Raw genomic sequence first — 20,404 nt, 5'->3', positions numbered from 1 at the left:
GCCCCCTGGGGCGGGTGGCATGCGAGGGGTGGGAGGGGATCGCCCCGACGAGTGGCCGGGAGCCGCCCCCTCCGGGGGCGTTACTTCCGTACGGCGGTGTCCAGCGCCGGGGCGATCACGACGAAGGCGCGCTGGATCAGTTCGGCCGGGTCCTCGCCGCCGTCGCTGCCGCTCCACCGCCGCAGCACCGAGTCGAAGGCGGTCAGCGTCATCCCGGCAGCCAGCGACGGATACAGATCGGTGTCGGGGTCGAGCCCGAGACGGTGTGCCACCTCCGCCGTCAGTTCGTCGCGCCACTGGGCCTGGTGCTCCAGGAAGCGTGCGTTGAGGGCCGGGGTGCCGAGGATCAGCTGGACCACCCGCAGGGCCCGGTCGGCGTGGCCGGCGCACTCGGCCAGCGGTACGGAGACGGCGTGCCTCAGGGCCACGGAGGGGAGTTCCCCGGCGGCGCGGGCCGCGAGTCCGGCGCGGATCCCGGTGCCCAGGTCGGCCAGGAACTGGACCACCACGTCCTCCTTGGACGCGAAGTACCGGAAGAACGTGCGCTTGGAGACGCCCGCCGCCGTGGCGATCTCGTCGATGGTGACCGCCTCGAACCCCTTCGACGCCAGCAGTTGGAGCGCCGCTTCGGTCAGTTCGTTCGAGACGAGCTGACGTTTGCGCTGGGCCAGGCTGACTTCGGGGCGGGAGCTCACCCGGCCATGGTAACCCCCTGCCTCGCATGGCACTCAGTAGCGTCTTGACACCAAGTGCCATGAACGGCAGCGTATGTCATATGACGCAGAAGCAGCACTGGACCACCGAGCAGATCCCCGACCTGACCGACCGGGTGTTCGTCGTCACCGGAGCCAACAGCGGCCTCGGCCTCGCGACCACCCGGGCGCTGGCCCGCCGGGGCGGGCACGTCGTCCTGGCCGTACGCGACGAGGAGAAGGGGCGTCGGGCGGCCGCCGGGATCATCGCCCAACAGCCGGGCGCGCACTGCGAGGTGCGCCGGCTCGACCTCGCCGACCTCGACTCGGTCCGGGCCTTCGCGCGGGGGATACGAGCCGGCCACCCGCGCGTGGACGTGCTCGTCAACAACGCCGGGGTGATGGCGCCGCCCCGCACGCTCAGCGCCCAGGGCCACGAGCTGCAGTTCGCCGCCAACCACCTCGGCCACTTCGCCCTCACCGGGCTGCTGCTCGACCTGCTGGCCGCCGGGCACGATCCCCGTGTGGTGACGGTGAGTTCGGTCAACCACCGCAAGGGCCGTCTGCGGTTCGACGACCTCGCCGGGGAGCGCGGCTACTCACCCATGGCGTTCTACGACCAGTCCAAGCTCGCCAACGCCGTCTTCGGGCGCGAACTCCACCGGCGTCTTTCCGAGTCCGGCAGTCGGGTGCGCAGTGTGCTCGCCCACCCGGGGTACACAGCCACCAACCTGCAGACGAGCGCGCCCGTCGGCATGGTGAAGCTGCTGTTCGGGCGCATTCTCACGCCGCTCGCCCAGCGCCCGGCCCGGGGTGCGCTGCCGCAGCTGTACGCGGCGACCGCGCCCGAGGCGCGGGGCGGCGACTTCATCGGGCCCGACGGCATGGCCGAACTGCGCGGCGGACCCACCCGGGTGGAGCTGTCCGCCGACGCGGCCTCGGCCGAGACCGGGCGCCGGCTGTGGGAGGTGTCGGAGCGACTGACCGACGTCCGGTACGTGTTCGAGCGGGCCGATGCCCCGACTGCTCGTCACGACTGAGTGGTTCTGCGTGGGTGTACGCCTCCGGGTCAGGCCGCCCGGGTCTGGCGGCGGTAGCCGCCGGGGGCCAGACCGTACTCGCGTTTGAAGGCCTTGGCGAAGGCGAACTCCGAGCCGTAGCCGGTGCGCGCCGCGACCGCCGTCAGCGGGGCGTCCGTCTCGCGCAGCAGCCGCGCGGCCGTCGTCATCCGCCAGCGCGTCAGATACGCCATCGGCGGCTCGCCCACCAGCGCGGCGAAGCGCCGGGCGAACGCGGCCCGGGAAAGACCGGCCCGCTCCGCCAGCGACTCGACCGTCCACGGGGCCGACGGGTCCGCGTGGATGGCCGCCAGCGCGGGCGCCACCGCCGAGTCGCCCAGGGCCGCCGCCCAGCCCCGGGCCGCGGCCGGCGGCTGCTCCTCCAGCCAGGCCCGCAGGATGTAGAGCAGCAGCGAGTCGATCAGCGTGGGCACGATGCCGTCCGAGCCGATGCGCGGGTTCTCCAGCTCGGAGCCGAGGAGCTGGACGGCGGCGCTCAGTTCGGGGTGGCGGCCGTGCCGCGTCTGCAGGTGGACGACCTCGGGCAGCTGGTGCACCAGGGGGTGCGCGCGGCCCTGGTCGAGGTGGTAGTTGCCGCAGAGCAGGCTCGTCTCGGGTCCGTCGCCGCCGACCGTGACCGATCCGATCGGCGAACTCCCGCCGCACGGCTCGGCCTTGGCCTCCTCCGCCACGGTGGAGGGGTGGTCGGCGAGGATGTGGCCCCGCCCGTCGCGCAGGAAGACCACGTCGCCGGGGTTCAGCGGGATCGGCTTGAGGTGCGGTGGCGCGTCCTCCAGCGGGACCAGCCAGCACGTCCCGTACAGCACCACATGGAACCCGGCCCCCGCGACCGGCGGCAGCCGCAGGCCCCAGGGGGCGTGGCCGTTGGTCCGTACGGACGTGGGGTGTCCCGTGCGCATCGAGGCGAGCGCCTCGGTGAGGATGTCCATACGGCCTCGCCCTCCCTGGTGGTCCGCCGGTCAGACCGTCAGGACAATCTTGCCCTGGACGTGTCCCGAGCCGACCAGCTCGTGCGCCTTGGCGACCTCCTCCAGCGGGAACGTCTCCTCCACGTACGGCCGGATCAGGCCCGCGTCGACCAGCTCGGCGATCGCCTCCAGCGCCGCCCGGTCCGGCTCGACCGAGACGCCCGCGAAGCGCCGCCCGGCCGCCTCGACCCGTGCGGCCACCTCCGGGTCGTGGTGCTCCAGGATGCTGATCAGCACACCGCCGGGGCGCACCACACCGGCAGAGAGGTCGGACTGGGCGGTGGAGTCGAGGAGTACGTCGACGTCCTTGACGGCCTCCGTGTAGTCGGTGGTGCGGTAGTCGATGACCTCGTCGGCGCCGAGGGCGCGGACGAAGTCGTGGCGGGCCGCGCTCGCCAGGGCGATCACATGGGCGCCGCGCGCCTTGGCGATCTGCACCGCGAAGTGCCCGACGCCACCGGCCGCGCGCTGGATCAGCACCCGGTCGCCGGGCTTGACGTCCGCCTCCCGCACCAGACCCTGCCAGGCGGTGAGGGCCGCGAGCGGGACGGCGGCGGCGTGCACGTGGTCGAGCGAGGCGGGCTTGAGCGCCATGTGCTCGGCGGGCACGGCGACGTACTCGGCGTATCCGCCCGCGGTGCGGGGGAAGAGCGGCATCCCGTACACCTCGTCGCCCACCGCGAACCGGGCGCCGGGGCCGACCTCCTCGACCACACCGGAGACGTCCCAGCCCACCCCGAACGGCGGCTCGCCGAGCAGCGGGAAGGCGCCGGCCCGCACGGCCACGTCCACCGGGTTGATCGCGCTGGCGTGGACCTTGACGAGGATCTCGCCGGCCTCGGGCCGGGGCCGCTCGGTCTCGACGACCTCAAGGACCTCGGGGCCGCCGACGGACTTCTGGATGACTGCGCGCACGGTAACTCTCCCTGAGTCGCGTTCTCTTGCTTGATGTCCTCAACTCTATGGAGATCGAATGAGCCGCAGAATAGCCTTCCGTCTCGCTCACATGTCCCAGCGTCTCGCTGTCTGGTGCTTCTGGTGTTGCCTGGCCGTCGGTCACCGGAGCCGTGGCGACGCGGTCGGCTGCCACCGCTGCTGGTACCGGCTCGCCGAGGCGCCCGCGGTGAAGGCGGCCGAGGACGCGGGGGAGGCCTGACCCGCGAACTCGACGACGCCTACGGCGAGGCGATCATCCTCAGCCACCTCGGCAACCTGTACGAGCACACCGACGCACGGGTGGCCATCGACTACCACGAGCGCAGCCTTGAGACCGGCTGCCGCATCGGCAGTGAGCTCCTGGCGCACACCGCGCACTGCAACATCGGCTACGCGCGCCTCACCCTGGGCGAATGGGCCGCCGCCGTCGGCCACTTCGAGCGGGCGCTGCGGATCCTCGGCGAGCAGGGCGACTGGCACGGGCGCTCGCAGTCCTGGGTCGGCCTGGTCCGGGTGCTGGGTGAACTGGGCCGTGCCGAGGAGGCGTTCGCCGCCTGCGCGGACCTCCTCGACCAGGCCGTCGAGCGGTGCGACGCGTACACCGAGGGCCTCGGCAGGCGTGAATACGGCCGTCTGGAACGGGCGCGCGGCCGTGTCGCCGAGGCGCGGGTCCAGTGGGAGCTGGCGCTGACGGCCCTGGAGGGCGGGGATCCCAAGGCGTACGCGGAGGTGGCGGAGCTGCTGTCGGGCCTGGACGCGGAGGCGGAGGCGGAGGCCGGTCCGGGGTCGGCGTCGGGTGCTGGACGGCTTGCGGAGGCGGGGCGGGCCGGCGCGGAAGCCGGGTGAAACATTCCCGGACCCCCAGCGCGTCAATGAGGTGTAGGGGAGGTCAAGGGGTCGGGGGAGAGCATGAGAAGGCCGGGGCAGCAGAGGCAGCCGAGACAACAAGCACGTCAAGCACGCACGGATGAGTTCCTTGAGTTCGCGTCCGGGCGCACGAACCATCTGTTCCGTGCAGCGTGCCTGCTGACCAGCGGAGACACTCATCTCGCCGAGGACCTCGTGCAGGAGACGCTGGGGCGGCTGTTCGCGGTGTGGGGCCGGATGTCCCGGATCGACAATCCCGCGGGATACGCGCAGACGATCCTCGTGCGCACATTCCTCACCCACCGGCGAAGGCGCTCGGCCGACGAACGGCCCCTCGGGGAGCTGCCGGACCGGCCCGTCACCACGGACGGGGACCCGGCGCTGCGGCTCGCCCTGCTCGCCGCGCTCGCGCGGCTCCCACCCAAGGACCGCGCGGTCGTGGTCCTGCGGTACTGGGAGGACCGCAGCGTGGAGGAGACGGCGGAGGCGATGCGGGTCAGCTCGGCCGCGGTCCGCACCCGCTCGGTGCGCGCGCTGGCGAAGCTGCGCGAACAGCTGGGCGGCAGCCTGGCGGAACTCGCCGCGCTCTGACCGCGAACCGCGAACCGGGCACCACTGACTGGGCACCACCGACCGGGCACCACCGACCGGGCACCACTGACCGAGCACCACGACCCAAGAGCCACCAACCACTGACCACGAAGCGAGGAGTGGGGTTCCACCATGCCTTTTGAAGACCAGCTCGGTGACGCGATGCGCAGCACCGGCGACGGCTTCGTTCCGCAGGACAGCCGCGCGCTGCTCGACGGCGCCCTGACCAGCGGCCGCCGCCGGGTGGCCCGGCGCCGGGCCGCCACGGTGACCGGCAGTGTGGTGGCGCTGGCCGTGGTCGGCCTCGGCGGAGCCTGGGCGGGCGGGCTTGTCGGTGGCTCCTCCGGCGGCTCCGGGGGCTCCGGCGGCGCGGCCGCGTCGGTGGCGCCGCCGCCCAAGTCGACGCTCCCGGACGGCGTGTCGGTCAGTGCCGAGCAGATGATCAAGAATCTGATCTCGCTCCTCCCGCAGGGGAAGACCAGCCAGAAGCAGGGCGGGGGCGCGGGTGGCCCGGGCGGCAAGTCCACGACGCCGACCGCGTCGGTCGTCTTCGACGACGGCAGGGGCAAGGGGGCGATCGGGATCTCGCTGAGCACGATCGACCCGGCGGGCCAGAGCGCCGCCCAGTATGTGACCTGCCCGTCGAAGGCGATCACGGACTACGACCACTGCGCGGCCGAAGTGCTGCCCGACGGCTCGCGGTTCATGCTCTTCCAGGGGTACGAGTACCCGGACCGCCGCGAGGAGACGAAGAACTGGCGGGCCACGCTGATCACCCCGAAGGGCGTGCTGGTCGATGCGAGCGAGCACAACGCGCCGGCCGAGAAGGGCGCGGAGATAACGCGCGTCGATCCGCCGCTGACCGGTTCGCAGATGAAGACGCTGGTCACGGCCGAGGTGTGGAAGACGACCATGGCGGGTGCGAAGGTGCCGCGCCGGGAGCCGGTGCCGCCCGGCGAGCCGAGCGGGGGCTCGATGCAGCACGCGCTGGTCGCCTCGCTCCCGAAGGGGCTCAAGGTCGTCGACCAGGGAAACCAGGGCGGCTATGCGTTCGTGGTCGTGGACGACGGCAAGGGCAGGAGCCTGGTCGGCATGAACGTCCAGCCCGGCATGGGAGACGTGCCCCTGCAGGGCACGGTGTCGACGCTCCCCGACGGCACCCGGGTCGGGGAGGAGCAGCGCCCGGGCGAGAAGGGCGGCGCGGGCGTGGTGTGGTGGACGGTGGACACGATCCGCAAGAACGACCTCCGCGTGGTCATCAGCGCGTTCAACACGGGCAACCAGAACTCCCCGGCGACCCGCGCCACTCCCGCACTGACGATGTCCCAGCTGAAGGCGATAGCCCTGGACCCGAAGTGGGACACGCTGCGCTAGCCACCGCACCGACTGCGCTAGCCACCGCGCCGACCGCTGTGCTCTGCCGGCCGCGCGGCGGCTCGGCCCGGCGGGGCACCTCGGGCACCTCGCCGGGCGGCGCCTCACTTCGCCTCCGAGTAGCGCTCCACCACCGCCGTCGTGAAGGGGAACCGCACGGGGGTCTCCCCGAAGGCGATCCGGCCGGCCAGCGCGCCCGCCGTACGGATCGCCTCCACCACCCGGGGGGCCTCGGCCTCGGGGCAGTGCACGATGACCTCGTCGTGCTGGAAGAAGACCAGCTCGGCCCGCATACCGGCGGTGGCGAGCTCCTGTCGCAGGGCGGCGAGCAGCAGCAGGGCCCAGTCGGCGGCGCTGCCCTGGACGACGAAGTTGCGGGTGAAGCGGCCCCGGGCGCGGGCGTTGGTGGACGCGTATCCGGGGGTGAACGGGGCGAGGTGGAGGAGGCGCTGGCCGCGTGGGACGGCGAGGTGGCGCCCGACCGTTCCGACCGGGTCGTACGCAAAGGCGCGGGGCTGCTGCTCCACACCCTGGAGGAGCTCTCGGAGGCGCTCGCCTCGCCCGCCCCGCCGATGGCCGTGAAGGACGGCGGGGCGCCGTCCCGCCAGGGAAGTCCCTGACGGGAAGTCACTTCTGGGGGCGGGTCACGGGTCAGGGAGTGGGCAGTCCCGCCGTCGGGACGCCCGTCGGCAGCTTTCCGTCCAGCTCCGACTTGGTGAAGGTGTCGGTCGTGCCGCCCTCCCACTTCACCGTGAGGCTCTTGCGGTCCGCACTCAGCGACGGCATGCCCGCCGCGCGGTCGGTGTTGCCGTCGGCGCACTTCAGCTCGATCATCGCCATGCCGTTGTCGCTGACCGTGCCGCTGCACGTGTGTTCGCCGCCGAGCGCGACCGTCGTACCGCTGATCACCAGGGCGGTGGGCCTGCCCTTCAGGACGGCCGCCCACGCTCCGGCGATGTCCTTGGCGGCCACCGTGCCGCCGCTGCTCCCGTTGCCGGAGCCGCCGCTCGCGCCGGGGCTCGCGCTCTGCCCGGTGCCGCCGGTGCTCTTGTCCTTGGGCTTGTCGCCGCCGTCCGAGCTGGAGCACCCGGCCAGGGCGAGACAGGCGAGGGCCACGGCGCCCGCCCCGGTACGTACATGCCTGCGCACTGCGCATTCCCCTTGCGTCGACGGTTTCCGGACGCGTCAAGCTACCAGCGCGTGAACCAGGGGGGCGCGGGACGCGTCTATACCCAGTGGACGAGTAGTCCAACCCGGTGGAATGCCTGTAACGGCCCGAGTACCGCGCGTGCACGTGCATATGCTCATGCAGGCGCACATGAACACGGCTATGATCCGGGGCAGTTGACCTTTCACAGATGCACGCCTGCACATCCCCCGGGAGCGACCTTGCACCACGCGTACAACGGCATGGCGGCAACAGAGCTTCAGGGTGTCGTCTGGCAGAAGAGCCGGCACAGCAACTCCCAGGGAACCTGTGTGGAGTTCGCCAGACTGCCGGGTGGAAGGGTTGCCGTCCGCAACTCGACGTTTCCCGACGGACCCGCGCTGGTCTACACGCGCGCGGAGATCGAGGCGATGCTCCTCGGCATCAAGGACGGCGAGTTCGACCACCTGATCACCGACTGATCAGGCTCCGTATCGCGCCGACGCCCGCCGCCCGATCGGGCCCCGACATGCGAACGGGCCCCCACATGGGGGCCCTCATGCCGTACGGGGGGGGAAGCGCCGGTCTCAGTCGGCCGGCTGGAGGCGGAACAAGGCCCAGACCACTTTGCCGCTCAGCGTGCCGGTGAGCGGGTGCCAGCCCCAGGAGTCGCTGAACGAGTCCACCAGGAACAGGCCGCGCCCCGACTCGGCGTCGCAGTCGTCGGAGCCGGGCGAGGACGGGCTGTCCACGCTGGGGTCGCGCACCGCGCACACCAGCCGGCTGGTCCAGCGCATCAGATGCAGCCGCACGGGCGGCGCGTCGGACTCGCGGGCGGTGTCGGCGGGCAGCGCGTGGCGCAGGGCGTTGGTGACGAGCTCCGAGACGACCAGGGCCACTTCGTCGAAGCGCTCCGAGAGGTCCCACTGGCCGAGGGTCTTCTTGGTGAACTGTCTGGCCCCGCGCACGGCTTCATAGCGGGCGGGCAGCGCGCACGAAGCGGAACTGGCCACGGCGGACGGGTCGATGGGCGGGAGGGCCTGCCTTAAAGGCTCCAACGGCTCCAGCATGGTCGATCCATTCGTCCCCATGCGAGGCACTCCCGGGATTCGCGGCCGTGGCGGTACAGGCGAACGTGGCGTACAGCAGAACATCACGCTAGGCACAGCAGGACACAAGACGAGCACGCAGGTGCGCGGGGACCATGGTTCCGAATGCCCGCTCCTGATGCAAGGGCAGATGCACGTGCACGTGCCAGACCTGTCCAACCCCGTGGTGATTGTTGCTCATTTCTTCCCGAGGCCGATTTCGGAGCTTGACCATTTCCGTAATCGATTGAGTACGGGGTGAAGCGTTTTGGTGGCAGACTGCCGTGCACCGTCGGTTGGGGAGGGACAGCGAAGTGACCGCAGGAGAGTCGAGCGGGTCGGTGGTCCGGCGCATTCTGCTGGGCTCACAGCTCAGGCGCCTGCGCGAGTCCCGGGGCATTACCCGTGAGGCCGCCGGGTATTCGATCAGGGCGTCGGAGTCGAAGATCAGTCGTATGGAGTTGGGGCGGGTGAGCTTCAAGGCAAGGGATGTCGAAGACCTGCTGACGCTCTACGGGGTCACCGACGACGCCGAGCGCGCGTCGCTCCTGGGGCTCGCGAAAGAGGCCAACATCGCGGGCTGGTGGCACAGTTACGGCGATGTGCTGCCCGGCTGGTTCCAGACGTACATCGGTCTGGAGGGCGCGGCCTCGCTCATCCGGATCTACGAAGTGCAGTTCGTCCACGGCCTGTTGCAGACCGAGGCGTACGCCCACGCGGTCGTCCGGCGCGGTATGCCCAACGGGTCGAACGCGGAGGTCGACCGCCGGGTGGCGCTGCGCCTGGAGCGCCAGAAGGCCCTCGTCTCCGAGCGCGCCCCGAGGTTCCACGCCGTCCTGGACGAGGCGGCACTGCGCCGCCCGTACGGCGAACGGGATGTGATGCGCGGCCAGTTGAAGCACCTCATCGAGGTGTCCGAGCAGCCGAACGTGACCCTCCAGGTGATGCCGTTCAGCTTCGGCGGGCATGCGGGCGAGAGCGGGGCGTTCACCTTGCTGCGCTTCCCGGAGTCCGACCTCTCCGACATCGTGTATCTGGAACAGCTCACCAGCTCCCTCTATCTGGACAAGCCGGAGGAGGTCGCCCAGTACGACCGGGCGATGGAGCGGCTCCAGAAGGACAGTCCGGGACCGGAGGAGAGCCGCGATCTTCTCCGTGGACTACTCCAACTCATCTGATACGTCAGTACGATGACGTCACATCAGGGTTGTGTACCAGAAGCGGGGGACACAGTGGACGCGACGACGAACACGTTCGCGACGGACACGGTGGCGGCGCAGTGGCAGCAGTAAGGGATGGCATGTCCTTCTTCACCGACCTGGCCCACCAGTACATCGACGGCGAGTGGCGCACCGGCAGCGGGTCGTGGGACATCATCGACTTCGATCCGTACAACGGGGAGAAGCTCGCCGCCATCACGGTCGCCACGGTGGACGAGGTCGACGAGGCCTATCGCGCGGCCGAGCGCGCCCAGATCGGCTGGGGTGAGACCAACCCGTACAGCCGAAGACTGGTCTTCGAGCGCGCGCTGCGGATCACCGAGGAGCGCGAACCGGAGATCATCGAGGCGATCGTCACCGAGCTGGGCGGCACCCGCCTCAAGGCCGGGTACGAGGTGCACCTCGCCAAGGAGTTCCTGCGCGAGGCGATACAGCTGGCAGTGCGGCCGGAGGGCCGGATCCTGCCCTCGCCCGTCGACGGCAAGGAGAACCGCGTCTACCGGCTGCCGGTCGGCGTGGTCGGGGTGATCAGCCCCTTCAACTTCCCCTTCCTGGTGACCCTGAAGTCGGTCGCGCCGGCCCTCGCGCTCGGCAACGCCGTCGTCATCAAGCCGAACCAGAACGCGCCGGTGGTCGGCGGCGGCCTGATCGCCAAGATCTTCGAGGACGCGGGCCTGCCGGCCGGGCTGCTGAACGTGCTGGTCACCGATATCGCCGAGATAGGCGACGCGCTGATAGAGCACCCGGTGCCCAAGGTGATCTCGTTCGCGGGCTCCGACCGCACCGGCCGCCATGTGGCCGCTGTCGCGGGCAGCCACTTCAAGCGGGCCATCCTGGAGCTGAGCGGCAACAGCGCGCTGGTCGTCCTGGACGACGCGGACATCGACTACGCGGTCGAGGCGGCGGTCTTCAGCCGCTTCGTGTACCAGGGCCAGGTCTGTATGGCCGCCAACCGGGTCCTGGTGGACCGGAGTATCGAGCAGAAGTTCACCGAGAAGTTCTGCGCGCGCGTAGCCGCCCTCAAGACCGGCGATCCGGCCGACCCGGCCACCGACATCGGCCCGGTCATCAACAACTTCCAGGCGGACGCGCTCACTTCGCTGGTCGACCAGGCCCTCGCCGAGGGCGCCACCGCGCTGGTACGGGGCCGTACGCGCGGCAGCCTGGTCGAGCCGACCGTCCTGACCGGGCTGCCGGAGGACTCCCCGCTGCTGCGGCAGGAGATCTTCGGCCCGGTGGTGCTGCTGCTCTCCTTCGACGGTGAGGAGGAGGCGGTACGGATGGCCAACGACAGCCCCTACGGACTGAGCGGCGCCGTCCACACCGCCAACGTGGAGCGGGGTGTGCGGTTCGCCAAGCGGATCGTCACCGGGATGATCCACGTCAACGACTCGACCATCCAGGACGAGCCGCTGGTCTCGTTCGGCGGCGAGAAGTACTCCGGGCTCGGGCGGCTGAACGGCGACTCGACGATCGAGGCGTTCACCACCCAGAAGTGGATCTCCGTGCAGCACGGGAGGAGCCTGTTCCCGTTCTGAGCGACCAGCTGGTTGCTCTCGCGAACGGTCGAGGTCATAGGCTGACGCGCATGTCAGCGATCCGACTCCTCGTCCTCGGCGCGATCCGCCAGCACGGCCGGGCGCACGGCTACCAGGTCCGCAACGACCTGGAGTACTGGGGCGCCCACGAGTGGTCCAACGCCAAGCCCGGCTCGATCTACCACGCCCTCAAACAGATGGCGAAGGAGGGCGTGCTGCACGCCCACGAGATCGCGCCGAGTACGGCGGGCGGCCCGCCGCGCACCGAGTACGAGCTGACGGACGCGGGCCGCGAGGAGTATCTGAAGCTGCTGCGCGCGGCGCTGACCTCGTACGACCAGAAGATGGACATGCTCTCGGCGGCGATCGGCTTCATGGTCGACCTGCCGCGCACGGAGGTGGTGGCGCTGCTGCGCGACCGCCTGGAGCGGCTGGCGGGCTGGCGGACCCGGGTGACGGAGTACTACACCCCCGAGGAGGGCCCCGAGTCGCTCGGCCACATCGGCGAGATCATGAACATGTGGGTCCACTCGGCGGACGCGGAGGCGGCGTGGACGGGCGGCCTGATCACCAGGATCGAGTCCGGCGCGTACACGTTCAGGGGCGAGGGGGAGCCGTTCGTGGGGGTACTGGCGGACGAGAGCGCCCCATAGGGGCGCGGGGCGGTGCCAGGTGCGGCTCCGCCGCGTGGGCGCGGGCAACCACGCACGATCCGCAGTCGAACACGTCATCCCACGGAGCCCCCTGGCGCCCCACGCAGTCCCCTAGTGGTGGAAGGCCGTGGCCTCCGACTCGTCCCGCCCCAGCGGGCCCGGCTGACGCCGCAGCTCCGGCAGGAGCCGTCCCAGGTCCTCCACCAGCATCGCCGCCAGATCCGAGGAGAACCCGTTGCGGCACACCACCCGCAGCACGGACAGGTCCTCGCGCCGCGGCGGGAACGTGTACGCCGGGACCAGCCAGCCCCGCTCCCGCAGCCGCCGCGACACGTCGAACACGTCGAAGCGCTCCACCTCCGGCGCGGTCGTGAACGCGAACACCGGCAGCTCGTTCCCGCGCGTGAGCAGCCGGAAGTCGCCGAGCGCCTCGATGTGCTCGGCGAGCGCCCGCGCCACGTCCCGGGTGGTCTGCTGCACCGCGCGGAAGCCCTCCCGCCCCAGCCGCAGGAACGTGTAGTACTGCGCCACCACCTGCGCCCCCGGCCGGGAGAAGTTCAGCGCGAAGGTGGGCATGTCGCCACCCAGGTAGTTCACCCGGAAGACCAGCTCCTCCGGGAGCTCCTGCGCCGAGCGCCACAGCGCCCACCCCACGCCCGGGTACACCAGGCCGTACTTGTGCCCGGAGGTGTTGATCGACGCGACCCTGGGCAGCCGGAAGTCCCACACCAGGTCCTCGTCCAGGAAGGGCGCCACCATCGCCCCCGAGGCGCCGTCCACATGGACCGGCACGTCAAGACCCGTACGCTCCTGCAACGCGTCGAGCGCCGCGCAGAGTTCCGCGATCGGCTCGTACGATCCGTCGAAGGTCGAGCCGAGGACCCCCACCACGCCGATCGTGTTCTCGTCGCACAGCTCGGCCGCCGCCTGCGGGTCGAGGTGGAAGCGGTCGCCTTCCATCGGGACCTGGCGCGCCTCGACCTCCCAGAAGGTGCAGAACTTCTCCCAGCAGACCTGGACGTTCACGCCCATCACCAGGTTCGGCACCGCGTCCCGCCCCGGATAGCGGTCGGCGTTCCGCTTCGCCCAGCGCCGCTTGAGGGCCATCCCGGCGAGCATGCAGGCCTCGCTCGACCCCGTCGTCGAGCAGCCCACCGCCCCGGCCGGGTCGGGCGCGTGCCAGAGGTCCGCGAGCATCGCCACACAGCGCCGCTCCAGCTCGGCGGTGCGCGGGTACTCGTCCTTGTCGATCATGTTCTTGTCCCGGCACTCCGCCATCAGCACCGCCGCCTGGGGCTCCATCCAGGTGGTGACGAAGGTGGCGAGGTTGAGCCGGGAGTTGCCGTCCAGCATCAGCTCGTCGTGGACGAGCTGGTACGCCGTTGAGGGGGCCAGCGGCCGGTCCGGCAGCCGGTGCCGGGGCGGCGCCGAGGTCATCGAGCCGACCGGGTCGGCCTCCCCGTAGAACGGGTTGAGGGCGAGGCGCCCGTACTGCTTCTCGTGCTCCTGCGCCTTCTTGTCGGCGCCCGGGTGCAGTGCCATGGCCGGTCCCCCCCCGTCTCAGAGCTTCGCGATCACGACGGCCGTTCCGTACGCGCAGACCTCCGTCCCGACGTCGGCCGCCTCGGTGACGTCGAAGCGCATCATGAGGACGGCGTTCGCCCCACGCGCGCGTGCCTGCTCGACGAGCCGCTCCATCGCCTGGTTGCGGGTCTGCACGAGGGTCTTGGTCAGCCCCTTCAGCTCGCCGCCGATCATGGACTTCAGTCCGGCGCCGATCTGGCTGCCGAGGTGCCGCGAGCGCACGGTCAGACCGAAGACCTCTCCGATGACGTGCTGGACCTGATATCCGGGTACGTCGTTCGTCGTCACGACCAGTACGTCGGAGTGCTCGCCCTGCCCGCCGCCGAATTCCTCGATGCCCATCGCGCCTACCTCCTGGAGATCCTGGGACCCAGCTTCGTACCCGCCCGGGCACAGCGCATCCCCAGGAACCCGGTGGAACCTGGAGTGCGCCGCAGGCGTTGATAGTTTTGGCCCCGTCAACGCGCGCTTACGCGCCCCCGCCCCGACCCCTGACCCAGGAGCGCCGGAACCCGTGACCAACCTCGCACTCGGTCCGAGCTGGCTGGACCCCGACCAGCTGCTGTCGTCCTTCGGCCTGGCCGGTCTGCTGGTGATCGTCTTCGCCGAGTCCGGCCTGCTCATCGGCTTCTTCCTGCCGGGCGACTCGCTCCTGTTCACCACCGGCCTGCTGGTCACCAGCGGCAAGATCGACACCCCGCTGTGGCTGGTCTGCGTGCTGGTCGTGGCCGCCGCCGTCGTGGGCGACCAGGTGGGCTACCTCTTCGGCCGCAAGGTCGGCCCTTCGCTCTTCAACCGGCCGGACTCCAAGCTCTTCAAGCAGGAGAACGTGGAGAAGGCGCACGAGTTCTTCGAGAAGTACGGTCCGAAGTCGCTGGTGCTGGCCCGGTTCGTGCCGATCGTGCGGACGTTCACGCCGATCATCGCGGGCGTGAGCCGGATGAACTACCGCTCGTTCATCACGTACAACGTGATCGGCGGCACGCTGTGGGGCGCGGGTGTGACGCTGCTCGGCGCCTCCCTGGGCAACGTCGAGTTCGTGCACAAGCACATCGAGCTGATGCTGGTCGCGATCGTGCTGATCTCGGTGGTCCCGATCGCGATCGAGTTCCTGAGGGCCCGCTCCAAGGCGAAGAAGGCGGGTCCGGGGGCCCAGGGCCCGTCGGACCTGTCCCAGCCCCGCCCGCCCCAGCGCAGGCGCCACGCGAAGCGCTGAGCGGGCCCCCGAGGGGCGCGGGGCCGCGACATGCGCGGCTCCGCCGCCCCAGCGCAGGCGCCACGCGAAGCGCTGAGCGGGCCCCCGAGGGGCGCGGGGCCGCGACATGCGCGGCTCCGCCGCGTGGGCGCTGCCGGCCCCCACCGGCCGGCGGCCGAAGCGCGCGTGCCGGGCGTCGGGGCAGGCGGGGGTCGAAAGACAGGCTCTCAGAACCCCCGCGTACGCTTCGCCGCCTTGCGCCCCGCTCCCGGCGCCTTCAGGAACATCCGGGACATCTCGCTCCCCAGGTTCACCCCGATGGCGATCGCCATCGCCAGCGCCGCCGCCTTGGCGATGTTGGCGAGCCCCTGGTCCCGGTGGTTCTGGGCGATCGCCAGCACCCCGAAGTACGTGGCGCTGCCCGGCAGCAGCGGCCCGATCGCCGCCGTCACGTACGGCAGCGCGGACGTGTTGCGGTAGCGCGCGAGCAGCTGCCCGAACAGGCCGACCAGACCGGCCGCCACCGCCGTCGCCATGATCGGTGACCCCTTCGCGGTGACCGCGATCGACGCGTAGATCACCCAGGCGATCCCGCCGTTCACCGTCGCGATCCACACGGTGGAACGTTCCTGCTGGAGCAGGACGGCGAAGGTCAGACAGAGCACCATCGACGCCAGCGTCTGCACGACGGGCCGCTCGATGGGGCTCAGCGCCGCCTCGGGGTTCAGCTTGGCGTCGACCTGGAGCCCCCCGTACAGCACGGTGAGCACGCCGATCACGATCGCCACGAAGAAGTACGTGACCTCCAGGAGGCGGGCCGAGGCGGTGATGTAGAAGCCGGTCAGGCCGTCCTGTACGGCGGCCACCAGCGCCCGCCCGGGGATCAGGGCGAACAGCCCACCGGTGATCACCGCCGAGGGCCGCAGGTCCCAGCCGAGCAGGCTGAGCGCCACACCCATCGCCGCGGGCGGCATCGCCGCCACCACGAACTGGTAGAACTCGGGCAGCCCGCGCGCCGCGCAGAGCCAGGCCAGCCGGTCGCCGAGGATCGCGCCGGCCGCGGCCACCAGGAACACCGTCACACCGCCGCCGACCAGCACCGACGCCGCCCCCGCGAGGCCGCCCGCGGCGAGGGTGAGGAGCCAGCCGGGGTACGGGTGCCGGTTGCGGCGGATCTCGGCGAGCCGGCGGTAGGCCTCTTCGAGCGTGACGTCGTGCTCGGGGCTGGTCATATCCGTGACGAGCCGGTGCACGGCCGCGAGGCGCGTGTAGTCGGTGCCCCGGCGGCGCACCGTCCGGTTCGCCGTGACCGGGTCGTCCACCAGGGACGGCTGGTGGGTGATGGACAGCAGGGTGAAGGTCACCGTCGGCTCGCAGCGGTCCAGGCCGTACGAGCGGCAGATCGCGAACATCGCCGCCTCGACGTCCTCCGCACCCTCGCCGCCCGCGAGCAGCAGCTCGCCGATACGCAGCGTCAGGTCGAGCACGCGCGGCACGGCGGGCCCCGACTCGTCGGACTTCAGGGCCGTCTCCGGCACCGGCCGCTCGCCCACCGGCATCCGCAGCATGGTGCGCATCCGGTCCTGCCAGGGCGCGTCCTTGGAGAGCCGCACCAGCGGCAGCCCGGCGGTGGTGATCGTCGCGGACGGGGCCTCGCGGGCCGAGTAGGTGCTGGGCGGCGCGAAGGCGGAGGCGGGCTGCTCCACGACCGGCTCGGGCTCCGGCACCCCGGCCGGCAGCGCGAACTCGGAGGTCGGCGAGTCCTCCTCGGGGGGCCCGGGGTGGTCCACCCCGTCGGGAGCCGCGAAGGCGCTGCGCGCCTCGTCCGAGAGCGGCTTGCGCTCCTCCGGCCCCTGCTGCTCAGCCACCCCTTGCCTCCCTACGGCCCCTTCAGTACGTATGCGTGTGCCCAGTATGTGGGCGATCATCAAGTCGTACGACAACGGGCGGCGCACCCCGGAAGGTGCACCGCCCGTCGTCGTACGGATCAGAGGCGCGTCAGTGCGCGCCGCCCTGCGCCTCAAGGCGCTTGTAGGAGGCCTTGATCTCTTCCTCGGCCTCGGCGCGGCCGACCCAGTCGGCGCCCTCGACGGACTTGCCGGGCTCCAGGTCCTTGTAGACCTCGAAGAAGTGCTGGATCTCCAGGCGGTCGAACTCCGACACGTGGTGGATGTCGCGCAGGTGCTCGACACGCGGGTCGGACGCCGGCACGCAGAGCAGCTTGTCGTCGCCGCCCGCCTCGTCGGTCATACGGAACATGCCGATGGCGCGGCAGCGGATCAGGCAGCCCGGGAACGTGGGCTCGTCCAGGATGACGAGCGCGTCCAGCGGGTCGCCGTCCTCGCCGAGGGTGTTCTCGACGAAGCCGTAGTCCGCCGGGTAGCTGGTCGAGGTGAAGAGTCGACGGTCCAGGCGGATCCGGCCGGTCTCGTGGTCCACCTCGTACTTGTTCCGCGAACCCTTCGGGATCTCGATGGTGACGTCGAACTCCACGGGTGGCTCTCCTCCATGATCAGCACATGCATTTGACGGTTCCCGCGTCCCCCGGGTCGGGCCCGGGACACTCAGCCGGATGGGCCGCCGGTGCTGACCCGGAGTGCCATGTTCGCGGCAAGACGCAGTTCTGGTGATTAAGTGTCCCTCACGCAGGTGTGTGATCGCGAAAGGGGCTGGTCCTCGGTGCCGGGACCCAAGACATGGCAGCTCACGGCGGGTGCGGCTGCGGTAGGCCTGGCGGTGGCGGCCGGAGCGGTGGCCACGGCCGGTCCCTGGGACTCCGGTCAGCGTACGGCGGAGCGCGACCGCGCAGCGGCTCACCGGCGAACAGGTGGCGCACATCACCTGGGCGCGCCCCCCGTACCGGCGCCCGCGCCCAGCGCGAGGGGCGTGCTCACCGCGCTTGGCGCCCCCGCGAACGCCCCCGCGAACGCCGTGGCGGACACCGCGCTCGACCAGGTCCTCGGCCCCCTGCTCGCCTCGCCCGGCCTCGGCCCGCGGCCCGCGGCCGCCGTGTACGACACGGCCACCGGCAAGCAGCTCTACGGGCAGCGCGCGGACACCGCCATGACGCCCGCCTCCACCGTCAAGATCGCCACCGCGGTCGCCGCCCTGTCGGCGCTCGGCCCCGGCCACCGCATCCCCACCACCGTCGTCGCCCCCGCCACGGGCAACGCGCTCACCCTGGTCGGCGGCGGCGACCCCACGCTCGGCAGGGACGGTCTGCGCGCCCTCGCCGACGCCACCGCCCGCGCCCTGCGCACCCGGGGCGTCGCCGACGCGTCCCTCACCTACGACCTCTCCCGCTACAGCGGCCCCGAGCTGCACCCCATCGGCCCGAACGAGAACATCGCGCCCGTCGTCGCCCTGATGACCGACGAGGGACGCGTGGACGGCAGCGACAGCGGCCCCGCGCCGCGCACCGGGGACCCGGCGGGCGACACCGCCCGTACGTTCGCCTCGCTGCTGCGCGAGCGCGGCGTCACCGCGAGCGCGCCCCGCCCGGGGAAGGCCCCGCAGGGCGCCGCCGAGCTCGCCCGCACCCTCTCCGCGCCGCTGTCCGACCTGGTCGAGCGGATGCTGACCAACAGCGACAACGACCTCGCCGAGGCGCTCGCCCGCCAGACCGCGATCGCCGCCGGGCAGCCCGCCGACTTCGACGGGGCCGCGAAGGCGGTGGCCGACCGGCTCGCGGCCCTCGGCCTGCCGCAGGCCGCCGCCGCCCGGTTCGCCGACGGCAGCGGCCTCGACCGCGACGACCGGGTCAGCGCCCAGCTGCTGACCCTGCTGCTGGCCCGCGCCGCCGACCCCGCCCACCCGGAGCTGCGCCCGGTCCTCACCGGTCTGCCGGTCGCCGGGTTCACCGGCACCCTGCGCGGCCGCTACGGGGCCGCCTCCGGGGGCACCGGCCTCGTCCGCGCCAAGACCGGCACCCTCTCCGGCGTCAACGCGCTCGCGGGCACCGTCGTGGACGCCGACGGCCATCTGCTCACCTTCGCCTTCCTCGCCTCGGACACCCCCGGCCCCGACGCCGCCCAGCGCGCCCTCGACCGGCTCGCCGAGCGGCTGGCCCGCTGCGGCTGCGGGTCCGGTTCCGCGTCGTCCGCCCCGTAAACGCCAAGGCGTCAACCCTCCTCCCCGCAGGAGAGGACAACGTACGGTTGACGCATGACAGGCATCGGTGGTGCTGCTTCTGCTGGGATGGTCGACTGGAACCTCGCGGTGGCGACCGCGACCCGACTGGTGAGGCCGGGCCCCGACGTGAGCCGGGACGAGGCACGCGCCGTCGTCGCGGAGCTGCGCCGGCACGCCAAGGCCTCGGAAGAACACGTGCGGGCCTTCACCCGGATGATCCCGGAGAGCGCCCGCCCCGCCGACACCCCCGTCCTCGTGGTCGACCGCGCCGGCTGGGTCAAGGCCAACGTGGCCGGGTTCCGGGCGGTCCTGAAGCCGCTGCTCGACAAGATGCAGGAGCGCCGGGGCGGCGGCGCGGGCGGCGCCGTGCTCGGCGCGGTCGGCGGCAAGGTCACCGGTGTGGAGCTCGGGATGCTGCTCAGCTTCCTGTCCTCGCGCGTACTCGGGCAGTACGAGACGTTCGCGCCCGCCACCCGCGAGTTCCCGGCCGGGAAGAACGGCGGCGGGCGCCTGCTCCTGGTCGCCCCCAACATCGTCCACGTGGAGCGCGAGCTCGACGTGGACCCGCACGACTTCCGGCTCTGGGTGTGTCTGCACGAGGAGACCCACCGCACCCAGTTCACCGGTGTGCCCTGGCTGCGCGACCACCTGGAGGGTGAAATCCAGTCATTCCTCGGTGAGACCGACGTCGACCCGATGACCGTCCTGGAGCGGCTGCGCGAGGCCGCCCAGTCGCTCACCGGAAGCCGCCCCGAGGGCGAGGAGGGCGACAGCGGCCGCTCCCTGGTCGAGTTGGTGCAGACCCCGGCCCAGCGGGAGATCCTCGGCCGGCTCACCGCGGTGATGTCGCTCCTGGAGGGCCACGCGGACTTCGTGATGGACGGCGTGGGACCGCAGGTCGTGCCCTCGGTGGCCGAGATCCGCGAGAAGTTCCAGCAGCGCCGCGCCAAGGGCGCCTCCCGCCTCGACCAGGCCCTGCGCAAGCTGCTCGGCCTCGACGCCAAACTGCGCCAGTACCGCGACGGCGAGCGGTTCGTACGGGCGGTCGTCGACCAGGTCGGCATGGACGGCTTCAACCGGGTCTGGACCTCGCCCAACACGCTCCCGACCAAGGCGGAGATCGCCAAACCGGCGGACTGGGTCGCGCGGGTGCACCGCAAGGCAGAGGGCTGACCGCACGAGCGCCGACCGCACCCACGTACCCGGGGCCCACAGCTGTCCCCCGGAAATGCGCAGGATCACCCATCCGAGGGACCGTAGGGCATGGGTAGGCGTGCAATGCTCGGGTATCGGCTCGGTTCTGTCACCATCTACGCACTCTGTGTGACCGATCTCTTCCCT

Annotated in this window: 20 protein-coding genes and 1 pseudogene; 11 read left to right on the top strand and 10 right to left on the bottom strand. The window is 71.5% G+C overall.

The window, feature by feature from the left end; genetic code table 11:
- Nucleotides 1–80: 80 nt before the first annotated feature.
- Nucleotides 81–695, bottom strand: a complete 615-nt coding sequence (locus A8W25_RS14050; RefSeq protein WP_067160590.1) for a TetR family transcriptional regulator — start codon at nucleotides 693–695, stop codon at nucleotides 81–83.
- A gap of 80 nt (nucleotides 696–775) precedes the next feature.
- Between A8W25_RS14050 and A8W25_RS14045 the strand changes: the two genes are divergently transcribed.
- Entirely contained in the window at nucleotides 776–1,732 is a 957-nt protein-coding gene (locus A8W25_RS14045; RefSeq protein ID WP_067160582.1) for an oxidoreductase, read from the top strand.
- A gap of 29 nt (nucleotides 1,733–1,761) precedes the next feature.
- Here the strand turns inward: A8W25_RS14045 and A8W25_RS14040 are convergent, their stop codons facing one another.
- Both A8W25_RS14040 and A8W25_RS14035 read right to left on the bottom strand, forming a co-directional pair.
- On the bottom strand, nucleotides 1,762–2,700 hold the full coding sequence (locus A8W25_RS14040) for an AraC family transcriptional regulator (RefSeq protein WP_067160580.1): 939 nt from the start codon (nucleotides 2,698–2,700) through the stop codon (nucleotides 1,762–1,764).
- A gap of 30 nt (nucleotides 2,701–2,730) precedes the next feature.
- Nucleotides 2,731–3,654: an NADP-dependent oxidoreductase gene (locus tag A8W25_RS14035; RefSeq protein ID WP_067160578.1), complete on the bottom strand. Its 924-nt coding sequence runs from the start codon at nucleotides 3,652–3,654 to the stop codon at nucleotides 2,731–2,733.
- A 123-nt stretch (nucleotides 3,655–3,777) separates the two neighbouring features.
- On the opposite strand from A8W25_RS14035, the gene A8W25_RS14030 reads away from it, so the two are divergent.
- The 3 genes from A8W25_RS14030 to A8W25_RS14020 all read left to right on the top strand — a co-directional run bounded on the left by A8W25_RS14030 (nucleotide 3,778) and on the right by A8W25_RS14020 (nucleotide 6,507).
- Nucleotides 3,778–4,521 carry a tetratricopeptide repeat protein gene (locus A8W25_RS14030; protein ID WP_158942506.1) on the top strand — a complete coding sequence of 248 codons (744 nt, stop codon included), beginning with the start codon at nucleotides 3,778–3,780 and terminating at the stop codon, nucleotides 4,519–4,521.
- A 63-nt stretch (nucleotides 4,522–4,584) separates the two neighbouring features.
- Nucleotides 4,585–5,133 (top strand): SigE family RNA polymerase sigma factor, encoded by a 549-nt coding sequence (locus tag A8W25_RS14025; protein ID WP_067160574.1) that lies wholly within the window; start codon nucleotides 4,585–4,587, stop codon nucleotides 5,131–5,133.
- Nucleotides 5,134–5,265: 132 nt separating this feature from the next.
- Entirely contained in the window at nucleotides 5,266–6,507 is a 1,242-nt protein-coding gene (locus A8W25_RS14020; RefSeq protein ID WP_067160571.1) for a hypothetical protein, read from the top strand.
- A 104-nt stretch (nucleotides 6,508–6,611) separates the two neighbouring features.
- Here A8W25_RS14020 and A8W25_RS14015 read toward each other — a convergent pair.
- Nucleotides 6,612–6,935 (bottom strand): annotated as a pseudogene (locus tag A8W25_RS14015) (DNA polymerase); the annotation flags it as partial.
- A gap of 223 nt (nucleotides 6,936–7,158) precedes the next feature.
- Nucleotides 7,159–7,656, bottom strand: coding sequence for a hypothetical protein (locus tag A8W25_RS14010; protein ID WP_067160564.1), 498 nt, complete (start codon nucleotides 7,654–7,656; stop codon nucleotides 7,159–7,161).
- 240 nt (nucleotides 7,657–7,896) lie between these two features.
- Here A8W25_RS14010 and A8W25_RS14005 point away from each other — a divergent pair, with 240 nt between their 5' ends.
- Nucleotides 7,897–8,136: a DUF397 domain-containing protein gene (locus tag A8W25_RS14005; protein ID WP_199831734.1), complete on the top strand. Its 240-nt coding sequence runs from the start codon at nucleotides 7,897–7,899 to the stop codon at nucleotides 8,134–8,136.
- A gap of 105 nt (nucleotides 8,137–8,241) precedes the next feature.
- On the opposite strand, the gene A8W25_RS14000 is transcribed toward A8W25_RS14005, so the two are convergent.
- Nucleotides 8,242–8,745: an ATP-binding protein gene (locus tag A8W25_RS14000; protein ID WP_079126007.1), complete on the bottom strand. Its 504-nt coding sequence runs from the start codon at nucleotides 8,743–8,745 to the stop codon at nucleotides 8,242–8,244.
- Nucleotides 8,746–9,056: 311 nt separating this feature from the next.
- Between A8W25_RS14000 and A8W25_RS13995 the strand changes: the two genes are divergently transcribed.
- The 3 genes from A8W25_RS13995 to A8W25_RS13985 all read left to right on the top strand — a co-directional run bounded on the left by A8W25_RS13995 (nucleotide 9,057) and on the right by A8W25_RS13985 (nucleotide 12,153).
- Complete coding sequence (locus A8W25_RS13995; protein ID WP_067161232.1) at nucleotides 9,057–9,920, top strand: helix-turn-helix domain-containing protein; 864 nt, start codon at nucleotides 9,057–9,059, stop codon at nucleotides 9,918–9,920.
- Nucleotides 9,921–10,042: 122 nt separating this feature from the next.
- Complete coding sequence (locus A8W25_RS13990; protein WP_067160558.1) at nucleotides 10,043–11,500, top strand: aldehyde dehydrogenase family protein; 1,458 nt, start codon at nucleotides 10,043–10,045, stop codon at nucleotides 11,498–11,500.
- 50 nt (nucleotides 11,501–11,550) lie between these two features.
- Nucleotides 11,551–12,153 carry a PadR family transcriptional regulator gene (locus tag A8W25_RS13985; RefSeq protein ID WP_067160555.1) on the top strand — a complete coding sequence of 201 codons (603 nt, stop codon included), beginning with the start codon at nucleotides 11,551–11,553 and terminating at the stop codon, nucleotides 12,151–12,153.
- Between the two features lie 111 nt (nucleotides 12,154–12,264).
- Here the strand turns inward: A8W25_RS13985 and A8W25_RS13980 are convergent, their stop codons facing one another.
- Nucleotides 12,265–13,695, bottom strand: a complete 1,431-nt coding sequence (locus A8W25_RS13980; RefSeq protein ID WP_067160552.1) for a glutamate decarboxylase — start codon at nucleotides 13,693–13,695, stop codon at nucleotides 12,265–12,267.
- An 18-nt stretch (nucleotides 13,696–13,713) separates the two neighbouring features.
- Nucleotides 13,714–14,079 carry a YbjQ family protein gene (locus tag A8W25_RS13975; protein WP_067160549.1) on the bottom strand — a complete coding sequence of 122 codons (366 nt, stop codon included), beginning with the start codon at nucleotides 14,077–14,079 and terminating at the stop codon, nucleotides 13,714–13,716.
- A gap of 172 nt (nucleotides 14,080–14,251) precedes the next feature.
- Here A8W25_RS13975 and A8W25_RS13970 point away from each other — a divergent pair, with 172 nt between their 5' ends.
- On the top strand, nucleotides 14,252–14,953 hold the full coding sequence (locus A8W25_RS13970; RefSeq protein ID WP_067160546.1) for a DedA family protein: 702 nt from the start codon (nucleotides 14,252–14,254) through the stop codon (nucleotides 14,951–14,953).
- 206 nt (nucleotides 14,954–15,159) lie between these two features.
- Here the strand turns inward: A8W25_RS13970 and A8W25_RS13965 are convergent, their stop codons facing one another.
- Nucleotides 15,160–16,860 (bottom strand): threonine/serine ThrE exporter family protein, encoded by a 1,701-nt coding sequence (locus tag A8W25_RS13965; RefSeq protein WP_067161229.1) that lies wholly within the window; start codon nucleotides 16,858–16,860, stop codon nucleotides 15,160–15,162.
- 70 nt (nucleotides 16,861–16,930) lie between these two features.
- Nucleotides 16,931–17,425, bottom strand: coding sequence for an inorganic diphosphatase (locus A8W25_RS13960; RefSeq protein ID WP_067160543.1), 495 nt, complete (start codon nucleotides 17,423–17,425; stop codon nucleotides 16,931–16,933).
- Between the two features lie 186 nt (nucleotides 17,426–17,611).
- On the opposite strand from A8W25_RS13960, the gene dacB reads away from it, so the two are divergent.
- Together dacB and A8W25_RS13950 are read left to right on the top strand one after the other, a co-directional pair.
- Nucleotides 17,612–19,042 carry a D-alanyl-D-alanine carboxypeptidase/D-alanyl-D-alanine-endopeptidase gene (gene dacB / locus A8W25_RS13955; RefSeq protein ID WP_067160540.1) on the top strand — a complete coding sequence of 477 codons (1,431 nt, stop codon included), beginning with the start codon at nucleotides 17,612–17,614 and terminating at the stop codon, nucleotides 19,040–19,042.
- Between the two features lie 54 nt (nucleotides 19,043–19,096).
- On the top strand, nucleotides 19,097–20,236 hold the full coding sequence (locus A8W25_RS13950) for a zinc-dependent metalloprotease (protein WP_067160538.1): 1,140 nt from the start codon (nucleotides 19,097–19,099) through the stop codon (nucleotides 20,234–20,236).
- Nucleotides 20,237–20,404 lie beyond the last annotated feature (168 nt).

Source organism: Streptomyces sp. ERV7, assembly GCF_001653515.1.
Lineage (GTDB): Bacteria > Actinomycetota > Actinomycetes > Streptomycetales > Streptomycetaceae > Streptomyces.
This window is presented reverse-complemented; position numbering and strand designations above follow the sequence as displayed.

What these genes read in the sequence shown, in the direction of transcription:
- A8W25_RS14045 (WP_067160582.1), top strand. Translation starts at nt 776, where the DNA reads ATGACGCAGAAGCAGCACTGGACCACCGAGCAGATCCCCGACCTGACC.
- A8W25_RS14040 (WP_067160580.1), bottom strand. Translation starts at nt 2,700, where the DNA reads ATGGACATCCTCACCGAGGCGCTCGCCTCGATGCGCACGGGACACCCC.
- A8W25_RS14025 (WP_067160574.1), top strand. Translation starts at nt 4,585, where the DNA reads ATGAGAAGGCCGGGGCAGCAGAGGCAGCCGAGACAACAAGCACGTCAA.
- A8W25_RS14020 (WP_067160571.1), top strand. Translation starts at nt 5,266, where the DNA reads ATGCCTTTTGAAGACCAGCTCGGTGACGCGATGCGCAGCACCGGCGAC.
- A8W25_RS14000 (WP_079126007.1), bottom strand. Translation starts at nt 8,745, where the DNA reads ATGGGGACGAATGGATCGACCATGCTGGAGCCGTTGGAGCCTTTAAGG.
- A8W25_RS13990 (WP_067160558.1), top strand. Translation starts at nt 10,043, where the DNA reads ATGTCCTTCTTCACCGACCTGGCCCACCAGTACATCGACGGCGAGTGG.
- A8W25_RS13985 (WP_067160555.1), top strand. Translation starts at nt 11,551, where the DNA reads ATGTCAGCGATCCGACTCCTCGTCCTCGGCGCGATCCGCCAGCACGGC.
- A8W25_RS13980 (WP_067160552.1), bottom strand. Translation starts at nt 13,695, where the DNA reads ATGGCACTGCACCCGGGCGCCGACAAGAAGGCGCAGGAGCACGAGAAG.
- A8W25_RS13975 (WP_067160549.1), bottom strand. Translation starts at nt 14,079, where the DNA reads ATGGGCATCGAGGAATTCGGCGGCGGGCAGGGCGAGCACTCCGACGTA.
- A8W25_RS13965 (WP_067161229.1), bottom strand. Translation starts at nt 16,860, where the DNA reads ATGATCGCCCACATACTGGGCACACGCATACGTACTGAAGGGGCCGTA.
- A8W25_RS13950 (WP_067160538.1), top strand. Translation starts at nt 19,097, where the DNA reads ATGACAGGCATCGGTGGTGCTGCTTCTGCTGGGATGGTCGACTGGAAC.